Genomic DNA, 18,289 nt, shown 5'->3' with positions numbered 1-18,289 from the left:
CGATTAACTCCCAGTACGCATCGTGCGCAGTTGCTGCAGGGTGCTGCCCAGTTCGGGCAACGATGGACGCAGCTCACGGGCGCGTAGTTGGTGCAGTTCAGCACGACGCTCGCGCAGAGCAGGTGAATCCGGCCACAGCCGCGGCAGCCACAGCGCCACCCGGTCCAGCGCCTGGACGTAGCCGGCCTGGTCGCCGCGCTCCACGGCGGCGCGCGCCAGGGTCAGCTCCAGCTGCATCGAATCCCAGGCGGCCACACGCTCGGCCTCGGTCAACGGGCCCTGCAGGCGGGTGGGGGTGATGGTCACGAACGGGGCGAGCAACTGGTGCCACCACGGCGCCACCGCGGTGGCGTCGACCGCTGCGTCGATCTGCTCGGGCAGCCCGGTCAGCGCAGCGGCAAACTGCGCCAGCGCGGCCTGCGCCTGGGCACGCGCGCCGGGGCCGAGGGCATCCACCGCGTTGCGCTCCTGCATCAGCGCCTGCCGCAGGTTCAGATATTCATTGCCCTGTACATCGTCCAACGAGGTGGCCGCCAACGCGTACAAGCGCTTGGCCCCCTCGACGTCATCGGCATAGGCCAGCCGTTGCCCGGCCTGGCTCAGCAGCAGCTCGGCCTCTTCCAGCTGCAGCGCCTGGGCGCCGTGGCGGGTGCTGTCGGCGAGCTTGGCCAGGTTCTCTTCGAGCAGGGCGTTGCGTTGGCTCAGGCCCAGCATTTCATCGCGCAATACGCGGTTGGTCGCGGCGGCATCCTGCACGCGCTGGGACGTCGAACGCTGGTCACGGCGCAGTGCCTCGACGCTGTCCAGCAGGCCCTGCACCTGCAGCTGGGCGTTCTCCAGCCGCAACTGCTCCTGGGCCTGCCGCGCCTGCCACTGCGTCCAGCCCCATGCCCCGGCCCCGACCAATACGGTCAACGCCGCGATCGGCACGATCCAGCGCAGGGGGCGGTTCGAAGAGGGGGGCGAAACCGGGTCGTTCATACGGGCATCCTTGTCGCGCGCGCCGGGCAGTCCGCTGGCTGGCGAGCGACGTGGCGCACAGCATCGCCCGTCGCCCGAGCCCCCTGCAAGGCCGCGCGCCCTCCCTGTTCAGGAAGACGCCGGGTGCATGAGCGCGGCGTGTGCAGCGCTGACCAGCTGCGCCGGCAACGGGCCGGCGGCCAGGGTCACGTTGAGGAAGCCGGCAGCCCGTGCCTGCATTGCCAGCCGCTCGCTGGCCGCCGCCACGGAAGCGGTGCGCAGGCGAACCTGCAGGTCCGCAGGGAGCTGCTCCAACAGCAGTGACAGGGCCTCGCCACTGCTCAAGGCCAGCGCCCACGGGGCGGCCGACCGCCGCAGCCGTTGCAGCGTGCGCGCTGCCAGCGGCAGGGGCTGGCGCGCATACACGTTGGCCCGCAGCAGCTGGGCGCCGCGCTGCTGGAGGGTGTCGGCGATCACGCCACGGCCGCCGGGTGCCGTCACCAACCCCGCACGCAGACCCCGCAGGTCCGCCAGCGCAGGCAGCGCCAGCAGGCCTTCGCTGTCCATCCGCCCCGGGGCGAGCACATCGCGCGCGCCATGCCGCGCCAGGGCGGCGGCCGTCCCTGCGCCGACCGCCAGCCACTGGCCGGCGTGCGGGGCATCCAGCGCGGTCAGCCGCGCGGCGGCATGGACGGCGGCCGGACTGCTGAAGACCACCCGCTCGGCCGCCAGCGCAGCGGCGAGGTCGACGCAGGTGGCCGCATTCCTGCGCGCCTGCAGCGCCCACGGCGACAACGCGATGACGGTTGCGCCGGTGGCCTTGGCCGCGCGCCGCAGCGGCGCATGCTGGCCACGCGGGCGCAGCGAGATCAGGGTCCAGCGCGCGACTTTCGTTTCGGTGTTCATTGCGGGCATTATGCGAGCCCTTCGATGTGACGTGACCAGCCAGATGTCCGCAACCGATTCCCTGCCGGCGCAGCTGTCCGCGCTGCAGCATGTCCTGGATGCCATGCCGCCGGTGGCGGCCATGCAGATCCGTGTCCACGATTATCGCGACTGCGTCCTGCACATTCATGCCCCGCTGGCCGCCAACGTCAACGACAAGGGCAACGCCTTCGGCGGCAGCCTGGCCTCGGCCCTGACCCTGTCCGGCTGGGCCCTGGTGACGCTGCGGCTGCGCCTGGCCGGGTTCGATGCGGATGTCTACGTGGCCGACAGCCACATCCGCTACCTCGCGCCGGTGTACGGCGATCTGCACGCGCAGGCCCAGGCCGATGCGGAAACCGACTGGGACAGCTTCCTGGCCACCTTCGCCCAGCGCGGCAAGGCGCGCATCAGCCTCACCGCCCGCCAGCCGGGCGAGGGCGACAAGGCGGCCGCTGAACTGAGCGGCCGTTTCGTGGCCTTCGCCAGGCGGTAGGATGGGCGCCTTGCCTAGTGGGGAATTCGCATGCGCCGTACGCTTCAGATCCTGCTGATCGCCCTGTTCGCGCTGACCAGCGTGACCGCGCTGGCCGCCGAGCAGAAGACCACCAGGAAACAGCGCAAGGCGCTGGAGGAAACCCAGGTCAAGTACGACGCCACGATGCGCTGGGGCACCGTCGAGGATGCCTTGCCGTACCTGGATCCGGAATACGCCAAGGCCCACCCGATGACCGATCTGGAGCTGCGCCGCTTCGAGCAGGTCAAAATCTCCAGCTATCGCGCCAGCGACAACGTGCCCATGCCCGACGGCCGGGTCGGGCGCACGGCCGAGGTGCGGGTGATCAACAACAACACCCAGTCCGAGCGGACGGTGCGGGTGCGGGAGATCTGGCGCTGGGACGCCGAGGACAAGCGCTGGCTCCAGGCCAACGGCCTGCCGGACCTCTGGCAGGACCGCTGAGGCCCGCCCGCACGGGGCTGGACGCCGATTCGCCCGCATGTGCGACAATCGGCGCCCGCTTATCGACCCGTGATCTTAGTGAATTACGAAGAGTTGCTGGCCTTTGCCGGCCGAAACCCGATGTTGTCGATGGCCCTGGTCGGCCTGACCGTGGCCATCATCGTGACCGAAGTCCGCCGCCTGTTCCGTGGCTTCAAGTCGCTCAAGCCGGCTGAACTGACCCAGCTGATGAATGCCGGTGGCGCCATCGTGGTCGACCTGTCCTCGAGCAGCGATTTCGAGAAGGGCCACATCGCCGGCAGCCGCAACGTGCAGCCGGCCCAGTTCGGTCCGGAGCACAAGCTGGTGGCCAAGGCGCAGCAGAGCCCGGTGGTGCTGGTCTGCCGCAGCGGCAATGCCTCCGAGACCGCGGCCAAGGCACTGAAGAAGGCCGGTTTCACCCAGGTCAGCGTGCTCGACGGTGGCATCCCGGCGTGGCAGCAGGCCGAGCTGCCGCTGGTCAAGGGCCGCAACTGATTCCCCTCGGAGTGAAGCGCACGCCTTGTGCGCGGCGCACAGCGCCCCCATCGCAGGGCATGTAACAATCCGTTTTTACAGCATTCATTTTTGGAGCAACAGGAAATGTCCGAAGAGAACACCAACGGCGCCGTCGCGCCGGTCGACGCCGCTACCGGTCCCTCGTTCACCGTCGAGAAGATCTACGTCAAGGACGTTTCGTTCGAATCGCCGAACGCTCCGGCCGTCTTCAATGACGCCGTGCAGCCGGAACTGCAGCTCAACCTGAACCAGCGCGTGCAGCGCCTGGGCGAGAGCGCCTTCGAAGTCGTGCTGGCCGTGACCCTGACCTGCAAGGCCGGCGAGAAGACCGCCTATGTGGCCGAAGTGCAGCAGGCCGGCGTGTTCGGCCTGGTCGGCCTGGACCCGCAGTCGATCGATGTGCTGCTCGGCACCCAGTGCCCGAACATCCTGTTCCCGTACGTGCGTTCGCTGGTGAGCGAGCTGATCCAGGCCGGCGGCTTCCCGCCGTTCTTCCTGCAGCCGATCAACTTCGAAGGCCTGTACGCCGAAACCCTGCGCCAGCGCCAGGAACAGGGCGAGACCTCGCTCGCCGATTCCGAGCCGGCCGGCAACGCCTGATCGGCGCTGCGGTCGTACGGATGAGCAACCACGCAGACAAAATCGCGGTTCTCGGCGCCGGCTCCTGGGGCACCGCCCTGGCGAGCCTGCTCGCGCGGCACGGTCACCCGACCGTGCTGTGGGGGCGCGATGCGGCGATGGTCGAGGCCATCGACCAGCGCCACGAGAACACCCGTTATCTGCCGGGCATCCCGCTGCCCGAGTCGCTGCGCGCGACCACCGACCTCGCCGCTGCCGTCAAGGACGCGGCCTGGGTGCTGGTGGTGGTGCCGTCGCACGCTTTCGGTGAAACCGTGCGTGCGCTGGCACCGCTGCGGCCGGCCGATGCCGGCGTGGCGTGGGCGACCAAGGGCTTCGAACCCGGCTCCGGTCGGTTCCTGCACGAAGTAGCACGTGAGGTCCTCGGGCCGGACGTGCCGCTGGCGGTGGTGACCGGCCCGTCGTTCGCCAAGGAAGTCACCCAGGGCCTGCCGACCGCGATCACCGTGCACGGTGACGCGCCGGACTTCGCCCAGCAGGTGGCCGATGCGATGCACGGCCCAGCGTTCCGCGCCTATACCGGCGATGACATGGTCGGTGCCGAGCTCGGCGGTGCGATGAAGAACGTACTGGCGGTGGCCACCGGCGTCGCCGATGGCATGCAGCTGGGCCTCAACGCCCGTGCCGGCCTGATCACCCGTGGCCTCAATGAAATGCTGCGGCTGGCCGCCGCGATCGGCGCCAAGCCGGAAACCCTGATGGGGTTGGCCGGCCTGGGCGATCTGGTGCTGACCTGCACCGGCGATCTTTCGCGCAACCGTCGGCTGGGCCTGGCCCTGGGCCGCGGGCAATCGTTGAACGATGCCGTGCGCGAGATCGGCCAGGTGGTGGAGTCGGTGCAGACCGCCGATGAAGTGATGCGCCAGGCGCGGCGTCACGGCATCGACCTGCCCATCTCCGACCGGGTGCGCGCCGTGCTGCACGGTGAGCAGACCCCGGAAGAAGGATTGCGTGCGCTGTTGGCACGCGAACAGAAGCCGGAGTATCCGGACACGCTGTTCAAGTGACGCATGAAAAACCCCGGCAAGCGCCGGGGTTTTTTTTCAGCGCCAGAACGAAAAAACCCGGCACGTGGCCGGGTTGTTTCGTGGCGTACCGACGAGGGTGTCGCCAGGTGCTGCATAAAAGAAGCCCGGCGTGAGCCGGGCTTCATGGCGCAGGGGAGAGAGACCGCGCCATCCAACAACGTACCGCGGTGTTGCGTATCGCGTATTACCAGGTGAAGCGCGGACCGACGAACCATTCCTTGTCGCCGCCCTTGGCCAGCTTCACTTCGCCAGCCAGGCCCCAGTTCTGGTTGAGCTTGGCCTGGGCGCCGACGCGGCCGTAGAACTCGCCGTCCGGGTTGATGCCGTGCTTCTTGCTGTAATCCTCGTAACCGGCCATCACGTAGCCTTCGAAGTTCGGGGTGAACGCGCTGCGCACGCCGACTTCGGTCGAGTAGCCGTTGAAGTCCAGGCCGTGCTTCGGATCGAACTTCTGGTAAGCAACGCGGGCGACCAGATCGGTGGTCGGGGCGATGCCGTAGTTGTAGCCGACACCGACCTTCCACTGGTCCACATCATTGCTGCCGCGCTTGGTTTCCTGCGCGTTGTAATCACCGAAGACGTGGAAGTTCGGCGCCACGGCGACCGAGCCCTTCACCGCCCAGCCATCGGCGTCGCCGCCCTTGGCATCGGTGTTCACGTAGCCGCCTTCAACATAGTTGTACGACAGGCCGTCGGTTGCCGAAGCAGCGAACGGCAGTGCAGCGAGCAGACCCAGGGCAAGCAGGGAAGTCTTCATCATCGGGGACACCTTTTTATTTTTTGGTTTTGTCCGCCAGCAGAGGGGAGGGGAAATCGCTGCTGGCGACAGGTGTGAATTATCCGTTAGTCACCCCAATTAGCCCTGAATATCAAACTGAGCAGTACATAAATACAAGCGTATTTCAAGGAACTTTATCCGCCGTATCTGCTACGCACACGCGCACGGCATCGCTGCGATGAGCGTGCATCGCGGTGGCTGGAAATGCGGTTGAGCGGCCGTCAGCGGACGGCGGCGATCAGCGTTCGCCGTCGCGCAGGTAATCGAACAGCTCGGCGTCGCCCTTCAGGCCGAGCTTCAACATCGCATCGCCCTTCTGGCGACTGATGGTGCTCACGCTCTTGTGCAGATGCATGGCGATCTCCTTGACCGTCATGCCGCTGCCGAGCAGGCGCAGCACTTCCACCTCGCGCGGCGACAGCGGTTTGGCTTCGCCTTCTTCCACGCTGTTCGTGCCGATCGCGTCAATGCGCTCTTTCAGGGTCTGGCTGACGTAGGGCATGCCACGCTGCACGGTCTGGATCGCGGTGGGCAGTTCGTCCATCGAGGAGGTCTTGTCGACCAGGCCCAGCACACCGGTGGCGACCACCATGCGCAGGATCGCCAGGTTGTTGGACACACTGAGCATCAGCACCGGCAACGTGGGAAAGCGCCGGCGGATCATCGCGATCATCGTAAAGCCATCGGCCTGCTGGCCGCCGGGCATGGAGTAATCGGTGACCAGGACATCGCAAGGATGTTCGGACAGCGCGGTCATCAGCTCGGCCACGGTACTGGCTTCGGCCACCACCTGGCCAACGCCACTGGATTCGATCACGGCCTTCGTGCCGATCCGTACGACCGGATGGTCATCGGCAATGATAATGCGCAGGGTCATGGACTAGTATTGCCTGTAAGGCAGCCGTCGGGCCGTGCCGGGATGGGGATATCATTCTACGGAGATCAGGCAGCATGCGTATCCACGTCGTTCGCTGGCTGGTGCTGGTCGTGCTGGCAATGGCCTGGGCCGTGTCGGCCTCCGCCGCCAACCCTCCCGCCCTGTCGCCCCGGCAGAGCGAGTGGCTTGGCAGGCACCCTACCATCATCCTGGGCATGTACGACAGCGGGTGGCCGCCGTTCGAATCCCTGCGCGACGGTAAACCTGCCGGTCTGGGATTCGACTATCTGAGCCTGCTCGCACAGCAGCTGGGCGTGCAGGTAAAGGTACGCATGTACCGCGACTGGACCGAAGTGCTGGATGCGGCGTGCCGCGGTGAAGTCGACGTGGTGATGAACATCACCCTCACCGCCGACCGCACCCGTTGCATGGTCTATACGCGTCCTTATGCCAGTGCGCCCCTGGCCCTGGTCGGTCGCCCCGGCGATACGCGGGCATCGGCCGATCCCGATCTGCGCGGCCTGCGCGTGGTCACCGAGCGCGAGTTCGTCACCAGCGAAGATGTACGCGCGCGCTTTCCTGCTGCCCGTCGCGTGGTGGCCAACGACACCACCGCCGCGCTCGCCATGGTGGGAAAAGGCGAGGCCGATGTGTACATCGGCAATGCCTACGTCGCCACCGCGCTGATCGCCGAGCGGCGGCTGACCGATGTCGCGCTGCTGCGCCCCAGTGACCTGGCCCCGGAACGCCTGCACTTCGGAGTGCCCAATGCCAAGCAGCCGTTGGCCGAGGCGCTGGACATGGGACTGGCCGCACTGGCCGAGCCCGAGCGGGAACGGCTGCGGCAGCGCTGGCTGCAGACGCCGGAGTGGTCGGCGCAGTCGCAGATGATCCTCGGCAATGCCGAGAAGCGCGTGCTGGCCACGCCGCTGCGCCTCGCCTTCGAGCCGAACGCGGCGCCGCTGGCGTTCATCGACGGCGCCCAGCAGCCCAGTGGTGTGTCGGCCGAATACCTGCGCCTGCTGCGCACCTTCGGCGCGCAGCTCACCCGGGTCCCCGCCCACGACTGGTTCGACGTGCGCGAACAACTGCGGCGCGGTGACGTCGACGCGATCATGGGCATCCCCAACGATTCCAGCTACCTGGGCGACGACTGGGTGTTCAGCCAGCCCTTCATCACCGTCCCGAACGTCGTGGTTACCGCCACGGGCAGTCCGTCGGTACTGGGCGTGCGCGACCTGGACGGGCGCAGCATCCTGCTGACCGATCCGGACCGCCTGCGCGGCTACATCCTGCAGCAGGCGCCCAATGCGCGCATCGTGCCGGCGCGCAGTGCCGAACTGGCGCTGGCACGGTTGGCCCATGGCGACGCCGATGCGTACATCGGCAACCTGGCGGTCGTCGACCGGATCGTACGCGAACGCTATCCGGCGCAGCTGCACGTGGCCGCGCCGGCCGGCTTCAGCGATCGCCTGTCGCTGGCCGTCAAACGCCAGTACGCGCCGCTGGCCACCACCTTCGACCGCATGCTGGTCAACATGAGCGCCCGCGAGCACGAGGCGATCCGCAGCGACTGGCTCACGGCCGAGTACCGCAGCAACCTCGACTGGCGCGTGATCGCGCGCTGGGCGGTGCCGTTGGCGCTGGTGCTGCTGACCGCGCTGCTGGTGCATGGCTGGGGCCATTGGCGGCTGCGCGGGGAAGTGGCGATGCGCCGGCGTGCCGAACAGCGCCTGGCCGAGGTTACCGACAACCTGCCGGCGATCGTCTATCAGGGCCGGCGCGAGCGCGATGGCCGATTGTCGCTGCCGTACATCGCCGGTGACATCGAGGCGTTGTTCGGGGTCACCGCGGCCGAAGCCATGGCCGACGAAAGCGCCTTGCTGGACCGCATCGACGAGCGCGACCGCGCCAGTGTCCGTCAGGCCATCGAGCGCGCCGCGCGTGACTTCACGCCCCTGGACGTCGAGTTCCGTACTTCGGCACGGGGCACGCTGCGCTGGGTGCGTTCGCGCGCGTTGCCCTATGACGCCGACGACGGTGCGCTGCTGTGGAGTGGTTACTGGGTGGACGTCACCGAGGCGCGCGCGCAGGCCGATGCGCTGGCGTTGGCCAAGGCGGCCGCGGAGCGCGCCACGGCGGCCAAATCCGAGTTCCTGGCCACCATGAGCCATGAGATCCGCACGCCGATGTCCGGCGTGCTGGGCATGGTGGAGGTGCTCTCGCATACCGCGCTGGATGGGGAGCAGCGCCGCATCATCGGCGTGATCGAAGACTCGGCGCAGTTGCTGCGGCAGATTCTCGATGATCTTCTGGACTACTCACGGATCGAGGCCGGCGCGTTGTCGCTGCAGCCGCATCCGGTCGCGCTGCGCGCGCTGCTCGGCAATGTGCAGCAGCTGCTCGCGCCGCAGGCGGTGGCCAAGGGACTGGACCTGCATATCCAGATCGACGACGACGTCGCGGCCCTGCATCTGGCTGACGGCATGCGCCTGCGCCAGATCGCCTTCAACCTGTTGAGCAACGCCATCAAGTTCACCCACGTCGGTGAAGTCGGCATCGCCCTCGCGGTGCTCGACACCGATGCCGCCGGCACGCAACGGCTGCGCCTGACCGTGCGCGATACCGGCATCGGCATTTCAGCGGAGCAGCGTGAGCGTCTGTTCGCCCCCTTCGCGCAGGCCGATGCGACGATCAGCCGGCAGTACGGCGGCACCGGCCTGGGGCTGAGCATCTGCCAGCGGCTGGTCGCGCTGATGCACGGTGCGCTGACGCTGCGCAGCGTGCCCGGTGAAGGCACCTGCGTGGAGGTGCAGTTGAGCCTGCCCACGCTGCCGATCGACGAGCAGCCGGGCGTCGCCGAAGCACAGGCGCAGGTACTGCCGTTGCCGGCCGCGCTGCTGCAGCGGCGGGTATTGATCGTCGAGGACCATCCGACCAACCAGGCACTGATGGGCTGGCGCATGCAGCAGCTCGGCCTGCCGCACGTGATGGCCGAGAATGGCGAGCAGGGGCTGGCACTGTTGGCGCGCACCCACTTCGATCTGGTCCTTACCGATTGCCGCATGCCGGTCATGGACGGCTACGCGATGACCCGGCGCATCCGTGACCAGGAGCGTGACCGCGGCAGCGCCCGGATGCCGGTGATCGCGCTGACCGCCAGCGCGATGGAGGATGATCTGCAACGCTGCCGGGAGGCGGGCATGGACGCTATGTTGGCCAAGCCGGTGGCGTTGGCCGCGTTGCGTCAGGCACTGCTGCAGTGGCTGCCCGAGGTACCGTCGAGCGCGTCAGCCGCAGCGGATGCGCTGGGCGTCATCGACGCGCCGCCCGACCGGGCCGCGCTCGTGCGCCGGTTCGGGTCGGCGCATGTGGCGGGGGTGTTGATCGAGAGCCTGTGCACGGCCTCCGCGCTCGATCTGGTGACGCTGCAGGCCGCGCTGAACGAGCGTGCGGGGCCGGCGCTGGTGGAGGTGCTGCACCGGCTGGTGGGCGGGTTGGCGACGCTGGGAGCGGAGACCCTGGCGCTGCAGGCGCGCAATCTGATGGACAGCGTCGACACAGACGGCGTCGCGGCACACGCCGAGGCGATCAGTGCGTTCGATGCGGCGCTGCGCGATTATCTGGTACAGCTTCAGGCATCCTGAGCGCCGCGATGGCGATCACCGCTGCTGCTGCAGGTATTCGACCACCTGGCGCCGACGCTCGGGGTCGACGGTGGCGTTGACCATGCGGGTACCCGGCACCACCTGCGCAGGCGAGCGCAGGAAGGCATCCAGGGTCTGTTCGTTCCAGGTCAGCCCGGCCTCGCGCATCGCGTTGGAGTAGGGGTAGCCCGCGACGCTGCCGGCGCGGCGGCCGATCACGCCATGCAGGTTCGGGCCGAAGCGGTGCACGCCACCGGCGCTGACCGTGTGGCAGCCGGCGCAGATCGCGAACGCGCGCTGCAGATCCTGCTGGCGGATCTGTTCCGGCGTCTGCGGGGTGCGCGAGCACGCGCTCAGCACCAGGCAGACCAGCAGCGGCAGGGGGGATCGGAACGCGGGGGGCATGGCGCAGCGCAGATGTCCGGCAGGACGATCAGGATAGCCAGTACGGCCGTGCCTGCCGCGCCCGATGGCCTGCGACCGGTGGTCGCAGGCCATGCCGGTCACATGCCCGAGTAGTTCGGGCCGCCGCCGCCCTGCGGTGTGACCCACACGATGTTCTGGGTCGGGTCCTTGATGTCGCAGGTCTTGCAGTGCACGCAGTTCTGCGCGTTGATCTGCAGCTGCTCATGCCCCTCGCTGCCGACGAATTCGTACACACCGGCCGGGCAGTAGCGTGCTTCCGGCCCGGCGTACTCGGCCAGGTTGATGCGCACCGGCACGCTGGCGTCCTTGAGCGTGAGGTGGCCGGGCTGGTCTTCGGCGTGGTTGGTGCTGCTCAGGAACACCGAACTGAGCCGGTCGAAGGTGAGCACGCCATCCGGCTTGGGATAGGTGATCTTCGCGTGCTTCGACGCGGGCTCCAGGCAGGCGTGGTCCGGCGTGCTGTGGCGCAGCGTCCACGGCGGGTTGCGGATGCCGAGCTTGGGCAGCAGCCACTGTTCGACACCGGTCATCAGCGCGGCCACGGTCTGGCCCTTCTTGAACCACTGCTTGAAGTTCTTGGACTGCAGCAGCTCGGCACGCAGCCAGCTGGCCTCGAACGCCTGCGGGTAGGCGCTCAGCTCATCGTGCTGGCGATCGGCGACCAGCGCATCGAAGGCGGCATCCGCGGCGAGCATGCCGGTCTTGAGCGCGGCATGGCTGCCCTTGATCCGGCTGACATTGAGGTAGCCGGCCTCGCAGCCGACCAGCGCGCCACCCGGGAACACGGTCTTGGGCAGCGACATCAGGCCACCGGCGGTGATCGCGCGGGCGCCATAGCCGATGCGCTTGCCCCCTTCCAGGTGCTTGCGGATGTCCGGGTGCGTCTTGAAGCGCTGGAACTCTTCGAACGGGCTCAGCCACGGGTTCTTGTAGTCCAGGCCGACCACATAGCCGATCGAGACCTTGCCGCCTTCGGCGTGGTACAGGAACGCGCCACCGTAGGTGTCATTGTCCAGCGGCCAGCCGGCGGCATGCACCACCAGGCCCGGTTCGTGCTTGGCCGGATCGATCTGCCACAGTTCCTTGATGCCGATGCCGTAGGCCTGCGGATCCTTGCCGGCATCGAGCTGGAAGCGCGCGATCAGCTGGCGGCCGAGATGGCCGCGCGAGCCTTCGGCGAAGACCGTGTACTTGGCCTGCAGTGCCATGCCGCGCTCGAACGCGGGGCCGGGCTGGCCGTTCTTCTCGATGCCCATGTCGCCGGTGGCCACGCCGATCACGGCGCCGTCGTCGCTGTACAGCACTTCCGCCGCCGGGAAGCCGGGGAAGATCGCGACTTCCAGCGCCTCGGCCTGCTGCGCCAGCCAGCGGGTGACTTCGCCCAGGCTGACGATGTAGTTGCCCTCGTTGTGGAAGCACTCCGGCAGCAGCGCGTTGGGCGTGCTGCGCGAGCCCGTCTCATTGAGGAACAGGAATTCGTCGCGGGTCACTTTCTGCTTCAGCGGCGCGCCGCGCTCGGCCCAGTCCGGGAACAGTTCGGTCAGCGCGCGCGGGTCCATCACCGCACCGGACAGGATGTGCGCGCCGGGTTCGGAGCCCTTTTCCAGGATGCACACCGACAGCTCGCGGCTGGCCTCGATGGCGCGCTGGCGCAGCCGGATCGCGGTGGCCAGGCCGGCAGGGCCACCACCCACGATCACCACATCGAATTCCATCACTTCACGCGGGGGCAGGACGTTGATTTCTTCGCTCATGGGGCTGCGTAACTCTTGGGTAGTGCCGCGGTTGAACGGGCGGCGGTTGCCTGGGAATCGCGCGTGTCACACCACGGCGAAACGGTTGGATCAGTGCGCCAGAGTACCGGCCCGGCGCATTTAAGCCTAGATCGCCGACGATGACAGCGGTGTCGCCGCGTGTTCGGTGCGCGGATGCTGCGGTGCAGCACGTCGCGCGCGTGCCGGCGATTGCCGCTTCCCTTGGCCCATTCCACGACAACGACCACAATGGGGGCCTGTTCCACCGCCACCTGCCGGGATGCCATGTCACTGAATCCGTTCGATCTGTTCGATATCCGTTCGCTGCTCAGCGAGGAGGAGCGCGCGGTGCAGGCAACGGTGGCGCGCTTCACCGATACGCGGGTGCTGCCGATCATCGGCGATGCCTTCGACGACGGACGTTTCCCGGACGAGTTGATCCCGGAAATCGCCTCGCTCGGCCTGCTCGGCTCCAGCCTGCCCGAGCAGTACGGCGGCGGCGGACTGAACGCGGTGAGCTACGGTTTGATCTGCCAGGAACTGGAGCGCGGCGATTCGGGCCTGCGCAGTTTCGTCTCGGTGCAGAGCTCGCTGTGCATGTATCCGATCTACGCCTACGGCAGCGAAGAACAGCGCGTGCGCTGGTTGCCGGACATGGCCACCGGCACGGTGATCGGCTGCTTCGGCCTGACCGAGGCGCACGGCGGCTCCGATCCGGCGGCGATGAAGACCCGCGCGGTGCGCGACGGCAGTGACTGGGTGGTCAACGGCAGCAAGATGTGGATCACCAGCGGGCCGGTGGCGGACATCGCGATCATCTGGGCGCATACCGAGGATGGCATCCAGGGCTTCGTGCTGGAAAAGGGCATGGCCGGGTTCACCACGCAGGAGATCAAGCACAAGATGAGCCTGCGCGCCTCGCTCACCGGTGCGCTGTTCTTCGACAACGTGCGCGTGCCCGACCGCAACCGGCTGCCGAACGTGCAGGGGCTTAAAGGTCCGCTGGGCTGCTTGAACCAGGCCCGATACGGGATCAGCTGGGGCCCGATCGGCGCCGCGGTGGCCTGTCTGGATGAAGCGCTGGCCTACACCAAGCAGCGCGTGCTGTTCGGCCGGCCGGTGGCCGCCACGCAGAGCGCGCAGATCAAGCTGGCCGACATGGCGCGGCGGATCACCACCGCGCAGTTGCTGGCATTGCAGCTGGGGCGCCTGAAGGACGCCGGCCAGCTGCAGCCGCAGCAGGTCAGCCTGGCCAAGTGGAACAACTGCCGCATGGCCATCGACATCGCGCGCGAGTGCCGCGACCTGCTCGGCGGCGCCGGCATCACCACCGAGCACGTCGCGATCCGGCACGCGCTCAATCTGGAATCGGTGATCACCTACGAGGGCACCGAGACCGTGCACCAACTGGTGATCGGGCGCGAGCTGACCGGGATCAACGCGTTCTGAGAGGGTAGGTGCTGACCGTTGGTCGGCACGCGATCACGCACTGTCACACCCCGCCGGCAAACCCGTGCTGGCGCCACGCCTCGTACATCACCACGGCCACGGTATTGGAGAGGTTGAGGCTGCGGTTGTCCGGTTGCATCGGCAGGCGCAGGCGTCGGCCGTGGGGCAGGCTGTCGAGCAGGTCCTGGGGCAGGCCGCGGGTTTCCGGGCCGAACAGGAAGGCATCGCCATCGTCGAATTGCGGGGTGTCGTAACGCACGCTGCCGCGGGTACTCAGCGCGAACAGGCGCTTGGGCGCAATCACCTGCAGGGCGGTCTCAAGGTCTGGATGGACCTGCAGTCGGGCGTACTCGTGATAGTCCAGGCCGGCGCGCTTGAGCTGCTTGTCGCTCAGGTCGAAACCGAGCGGCTCGATCAGGTGCAGCCGCGCGCCGGTATTGGCGCAGAGGCGGATCACATTGCCGGTGTTCGGCGGGATTTCGGGTTGGAACAGGACGACATGGAACGTGGGCGTGGCAGTCATCGGCGAAGTGTACGCCGAGGCTGCGGGGGACCGCAGCTACGGCTTACTGGCGGATCAGGGTCGAGGCGGCGGCAGCAGCGGTTTCCAGCGCCAGGGCCTGCAGATCGGCGGCCGACGGACGCACCTGCAGGGTCGGCAGGTTGATGATCACTTCGTTGGCGACGGCGGTCGCAACTGCAGTGAAGGTAGCGGCGTAACCGCGGTCCTTGCTCTGTTCGGCAGCCAGGGCCTGGCGCTGTTCGGCGGTCGGGCGCACTTCGACGGCGGCCAGCGTGGTGACGCGGCGGGTGGCAGCCAGTTCGGCGCGGTAATCGGCGATCAGGCCGGCGGTCGGGCGGACTTCAACGACGGCCAGGGTCGGGATGCTGCTGGTGCGCTCGACCTCGGCCTGGGCGATCTGGTCGGCCGACGGGCGGACCTGCACGGTCTCCAGGGTGACGATGGCGGGGGCGGCCTGCACCGACGAAGCAAACGCGGAACCGGCGGCGAGGGCGATGGCGATGGCGAGAGTCTTGGTGTTCATGGCGAGGTCCTGTTTAGTGTTGGTGAGCAGTGGTGTGGTAGTAAGGTAGTACACCGATTCGGGGCTTGCAAGAACAATTTCAACTTTCTTGTTTTTGTTCAGCATCCAGTCAGTTTCGGTTTGATCCTTGCTTCCCTTGCCCAGTACCAAGCAGGCCGCGTGCCAACTTTTCGCCGTTGATTTAAAAGGGTTTTCCCCGGTATGACGGTGTCCGCTGTCCGGACAGTTGTCCGCCGCAGGGCCCGCAGGCTGTCCGTTTCGACCCCAATGACTGTTGGCCGATGCCTTTTGCCTGGGCGGCGCGCTAGCATCCGGCTTCACTTTCATGACCAAGGAACCGGAATGACCGTCCAACTTCGACCGCGTGCTGCGCTGCTGGCTGTCGCGCTCTCCGCCGCGCTGGGCTCACTGGCGCCCGCACCGGTCCTCGCCAAGCCGGCCACGGTGGCCAAGGTCGACATTCCGTTCGAGCAGTTCACCCTGCCCAATGGCCTGCGCGTGGTGGTGCACACCGACCGCAAGGCGCCGATCGTGGCCGTCAACATCTGGTACCACGTCGGCAGCAAGGACGAGCCGGCCGGCCGCACCGGCTTCGCGCACCTGTTCGAACACCTGATGTTCCAGGGCAGCGAGAACCACGACGGCGAGTACTTCGAGCCCTTCAAGCAGGTCGGTGTGACCGGCCAGAACGGCACCACCAATACCGACCGCACCAATTACTTCGAGAACGTGCCGACCACCGCGCTGGACATGGCGCTGTGGATGGAGTCCGACCGCATGGGCCATCTGCTCGGCGCGATCGACCAGGCCGCGCTCGACGAACAGCGCGGCGTGGTCCAGAACGAAAAGCGCCAGGGCGAGAACCAGCCGTATGGCCAGGTCTGGGAAAAGCTGACGCGCGCGATGTATCCGGCCGGCCACCCGTACCACCACAGCGTGATCGGCTCGATGAACGATCTCAACGCCGCCTCGCTGGATGACGTGAAGACCTGGTTCCGCACCTGGTACGGCCCGAACAATGCGGTGCTGGTGCTGGCCGGCGACATCGACGTGGCCACCGCGAAGGAAAAGGTCGCCAAGTACTTCGGCGACATCCCGGCCGGCCCGAGCATGGCCCAGCCCAGGGTGGACGTGGCCAAGCGCGAGAAGAGCACGCGCGAAGTGATGACCGACAAGGTGCCGCAGGCGCGCATCTACCGCGCCTGGAACGTGGCGCAGGTCGGCACCACCGACATCGACCAGCTGCAGCTGTTCGCGCAGGTCCTCGGCGGTGCCAAGTCTTCGCGCCTCGATCAGCGCCTGCTGCACCAGGACAAGCTGGTCGACAACATCAGCGCCGGTGCCTACAGCTCGCAGCTGGGCTCCAACTTCGTGATCATGGCCAGCGTCAAGCAGGGCGTTGACCCGGCCAAGGTCGAGGCGATCATCGATGAAGAAGTGAAGCGCCTGGCCAAGGACGGTCCGACCGCCGATGAGCTCAGCCGTGGCAAGACCGCGTTCCGCGCCGGCTTCATCCGCGGCATCGAGCGTATCGGTGGTTTCGGCGGCAAGGCCGATGCGCTGGCCGAGTGCACCGTGTACGAAGGTGACCCGGGCTGCTTCCGCAAATCGCTGGCGACCATCGATGCGGCCACTGCCGCGCAGGTGCGTGATGTCGGTGCCAAGTGGCTGGGCATCGGCGACCACACCATCGTGGTCGAGCCGGGTGCGCGCGTTGCCCTGGCCGAACTGCCGTCGGAAACGCCCAAGCCGTTCACCGTGCCCGCCGTGGACCCCAGCTTCACGACGCTGGCCAAGCAGGTCGACCGCAGCACCGGCGTGCCGCAGACCAAGACTTTCCCGGATCTGAAATTCCCGGCGCTGCACCGCGCCACGTTGAAGAACGGCACCCAGGTGATCCTGGCCGAGCGTCACGACATCCCGGTCGTGCAGTTCAGCTATGAATTCCCGGGCGGCTTCACCGCCGACCAGGGCCGCAAGTCCGGCACGGCCAACTTCACCATGGGCCTGCTGACCGAAGGTGCCGGCAAGCTCGGCGCGCTGCCGTTCGCCGATGCGGCCGATGCGCTGGGCGCCAAGCTCGATGCCTCCGCCTCGCTGGACAGCACCAGCGTGTACCTGTCCGCGCTGAAGGAAAACCTGGCGCCGTCGCTGGCCCTGTATGCCGACATGCTGCGCCAGCCGCGTTTCGACCAAGCCGAGATCGACCGCATCAAGGCCACCTGGATCGCCGGCATCCAGCAGGAAAAGGTGAACCCGAGCGCGGTGGCGATGCGGGTCCTGCCGACGCTGCTGTACGGCGCGGGCCACCCGTATGCGATTCCGTTCACCGGCAGCGGCAATGAAGTGGACATCCAGTCGATGACCCGCGACGACCTGGTCGGCTTCCATCGCGACTGGCTGCGTCCCGAGCAGGGCACGTTGATCGTGGTCGGCGATACCACGCTGAAGGAAATCGTGCCGCTGCTGGAACGCCAGCTGGGTACGTGGAAGGCCGAAGGCCCGGCGCCGCAGGTCAAGGCTCCGGTCGCCGTGGCACGGCCTGCGCAGTCGCGCGTGTACCTGATCGACCAGCCGGGCGCGGTGCAGGCCAACCTGTTCGCCAGCCAGGTGGTGCCGTCGACCATGGACCCGGGTGCAACCCGCTTCGATATCGCCAATGGCGTGCTGGGCGGTGACTTCACGTCGCGCCTCAACATGAACCTGCGTGAGGACAAGCACTGGTCCTACGGCGCCCGCACCTCCGCCAGCAGCACCCTGGGCCAGCGCCCGTGGATGGCCGTGGCGCCGGTGCAGATCGACAAGACCGCCGAGGCGATGAAGGAGATGCGCAAGGAAATCGCGGAATTCGCCGACGGCACCGAGCCGGCGACCGCCGCGGAAGTCACCCGCATCCGCAACATCCAGAACCTGAGCCTGCCCGGTGCCTATGAAACCGCCAGTGCGGTGATGGGCACCATCAGCGGGATCGTGCGCTACCAGCGTCCGGACGACTATGTGGTCCGGCGCAAGGCCGAGGTCGAAGCGATGACCCCGGCCCAGGTGCAGCAGGCCGCGGCCACGCTGGACCCGAACGCACTGACCTGGGTGGTGGTCGGTGACCTCAAGCAGACCGAGGCGCCGGTGCGTGCGCTCAACCTCGGCAAGGTGCAGGTGATCGATGCGGAAGGGAACGCCGTCCAGGCCCCGGCCGCTGCGGTCGCTCCGGCGGCTGCGAAGCCCAAGGCCCGGTGATGCCGACCGCTGGCCGGCCATCGCGCCGG

At 67.6% G+C, this 18,289-nt stretch carries 16 protein-coding genes; 8 read left to right on the top strand and 8 right to left on the bottom strand.

Annotation, left to right across the window (positions count from 1 at the left end; translation table 11 throughout):
- Nucleotides 1-3: 3 nt before the first annotated feature.
- Together ABE473_RS02675 and ABE473_RS02670 are read right to left on the bottom strand one after the other, a co-directional pair.
- Nucleotides 4-981: a uroporphyrinogen-III C-methyltransferase gene (locus tag ABE473_RS02675; protein ID WP_346488394.1), complete on the bottom strand. Its 978-nt coding sequence runs from the start codon at nt 979-981 to the stop codon at nt 4-6.
- A gap of 108 nt (nt 982-1,089) precedes the next feature.
- The gene (locus ABE473_RS02670) at nt 1,090-1,866 is read right to left on the bottom strand and encodes a uroporphyrinogen-III synthase (RefSeq protein WP_346488393.1); all 777 of its coding nucleotides are present in this window, start codon (nt 1,864-1,866) and stop codon (nt 1,090-1,092) included.
- Between the two features lie 43 nt (nt 1,867-1,909).
- Here ABE473_RS02670 and ABE473_RS02665 point away from each other — a divergent pair, with 43 nt between their 5' ends.
- From ABE473_RS02665 to ABE473_RS02645, 5 genes are all read left to right on the top strand, one after another.
- Complete coding sequence (locus tag ABE473_RS02665; protein WP_346488392.1) at nt 1,910-2,380, top strand: YiiD C-terminal domain-containing protein; 471 nt, start codon at nt 1,910-1,912, stop codon at nt 2,378-2,380.
- Nucleotides 2,381-2,410: 30 nt separating this feature from the next.
- Complete coding sequence (locus ABE473_RS02660) at nt 2,411-2,845, top strand: hypothetical protein (RefSeq protein WP_176990235.1); 435 nt, start codon at nt 2,411-2,413, stop codon at nt 2,843-2,845.
- A gap of 78 nt (nt 2,846-2,923) precedes the next feature.
- Nucleotides 2,924-3,361, top strand: a complete 438-nt coding sequence (locus tag ABE473_RS02655; RefSeq protein ID WP_176990234.1) for a rhodanese-like domain-containing protein — start codon at nt 2,924-2,926, stop codon at nt 3,359-3,361.
- A 105-nt stretch (nt 3,362-3,466) separates the two neighbouring features.
- Complete coding sequence (gene secB, locus ABE473_RS02650; protein WP_019184891.1) at nt 3,467-3,982, top strand: protein-export chaperone SecB; 516 nt, start codon at nt 3,467-3,469, stop codon at nt 3,980-3,982.
- A gap of 20 nt (nt 3,983-4,002) precedes the next feature.
- Nucleotides 4,003-5,028 (top strand): NAD(P)H-dependent glycerol-3-phosphate dehydrogenase, encoded by a 1,026-nt coding sequence (locus ABE473_RS02645; RefSeq protein WP_088434819.1) that lies wholly within the window; start codon nt 4,003-4,005, stop codon nt 5,026-5,028.
- 205 nt (nt 5,029-5,233) lie between these two features.
- Here ABE473_RS02645 and ABE473_RS02640 read toward each other — a convergent pair whose 3' ends face one another.
- The gene (locus tag ABE473_RS02640) at nt 5,234-5,806 is read right to left on the bottom strand and encodes an Ax21 family protein (RefSeq protein ID WP_172407593.1); all 573 of its coding nucleotides are present in this window, start codon (nt 5,804-5,806) and stop codon (nt 5,234-5,236) included.
- Nucleotides 5,807-6,065: 259 nt separating this feature from the next.
- Entirely contained in the window at nt 6,066-6,704 is a 639-nt protein-coding gene (locus tag ABE473_RS02635; RefSeq protein ID WP_346478501.1) for a response regulator transcription factor, read from the bottom strand.
- A gap of 74 nt (nt 6,705-6,778) precedes the next feature.
- On the opposite strand from ABE473_RS02635, the gene ABE473_RS02630 reads away from it, so the two are divergent.
- Entirely contained in the window at nt 6,779-10,351 is a 3,573-nt protein-coding gene (locus ABE473_RS02630; RefSeq protein WP_346488391.1) for a transporter substrate-binding domain-containing protein, read from the top strand.
- A gap of 15 nt (nt 10,352-10,366) precedes the next feature.
- Here ABE473_RS02630 and ABE473_RS02625 read toward each other — a convergent pair whose 3' ends face one another.
- Together ABE473_RS02625 and ABE473_RS02620 are read right to left on the bottom strand one after the other, a co-directional pair.
- On the bottom strand, nt 10,367-10,756 hold the full coding sequence (locus tag ABE473_RS02625) for a c-type cytochrome (RefSeq protein ID WP_346488389.1): 390 nt from the start codon (nt 10,754-10,756) through the stop codon (nt 10,367-10,369).
- Nucleotides 10,757-10,854: 98 nt separating this feature from the next.
- Complete coding sequence (locus tag ABE473_RS02620; RefSeq protein ID WP_346488387.1) at nt 10,855-12,531, bottom strand: electron transfer flavoprotein-ubiquinone oxidoreductase; 1,677 nt, start codon at nt 12,529-12,531, stop codon at nt 10,855-10,857.
- A gap of 285 nt (nt 12,532-12,816) precedes the next feature.
- On the opposite strand from ABE473_RS02620, the gene ABE473_RS02615 reads away from it, so the two are divergent.
- Entirely contained in the window at nt 12,817-13,980 is a 1,164-nt protein-coding gene (locus ABE473_RS02615) for an acyl-CoA dehydrogenase family protein (protein ID WP_346488386.1), read from the top strand.
- A gap of 43 nt (nt 13,981-14,023) precedes the next feature.
- Here the strand turns inward: ABE473_RS02615 and trmL are convergent, their stop codons facing one another.
- Both trmL and ABE473_RS02605 read right to left on the bottom strand, forming a co-directional pair.
- Entirely contained in the window at nt 14,024-14,503 is a 480-nt protein-coding gene (trmL, locus tag ABE473_RS02610; protein ID WP_346478496.1) for a tRNA (uridine(34)/cytosine(34)/5-carboxymethylaminomethyluridine(34)-2'-O)-methyltransferase TrmL, read from the bottom strand.
- A gap of 43 nt (nt 14,504-14,546) precedes the next feature.
- Nucleotides 14,547-15,026 carry a hypothetical protein gene (locus tag ABE473_RS02605; protein WP_346478495.1) on the bottom strand — a complete coding sequence of 160 codons (480 nt, stop codon included), beginning with the start codon at nt 15,024-15,026 and terminating at the stop codon, nt 14,547-14,549.
- Between the two features lie 342 nt (nt 15,027-15,368).
- Here ABE473_RS02605 and ABE473_RS02600 point away from each other — a divergent pair, with 342 nt between their 5' ends.
- Nucleotides 15,369-18,260: a pitrilysin family protein gene (locus ABE473_RS02600; protein ID WP_346488385.1), complete on the top strand. Its 2,892-nt coding sequence runs from the start codon at nt 15,369-15,371 to the stop codon at nt 18,258-18,260.
- Nucleotides 18,261-18,289 lie beyond the last annotated feature (29 nt).

Source organism: Stenotrophomonas sp. TWI700 (genome assembly GCF_039673645.1).
Lineage (GTDB): Bacteria > Pseudomonadota > Gammaproteobacteria > Xanthomonadales > Xanthomonadaceae > Stenotrophomonas > Stenotrophomonas maltophilia_AA.
This window is presented reverse-complemented; position numbering and strand designations above follow the sequence as displayed.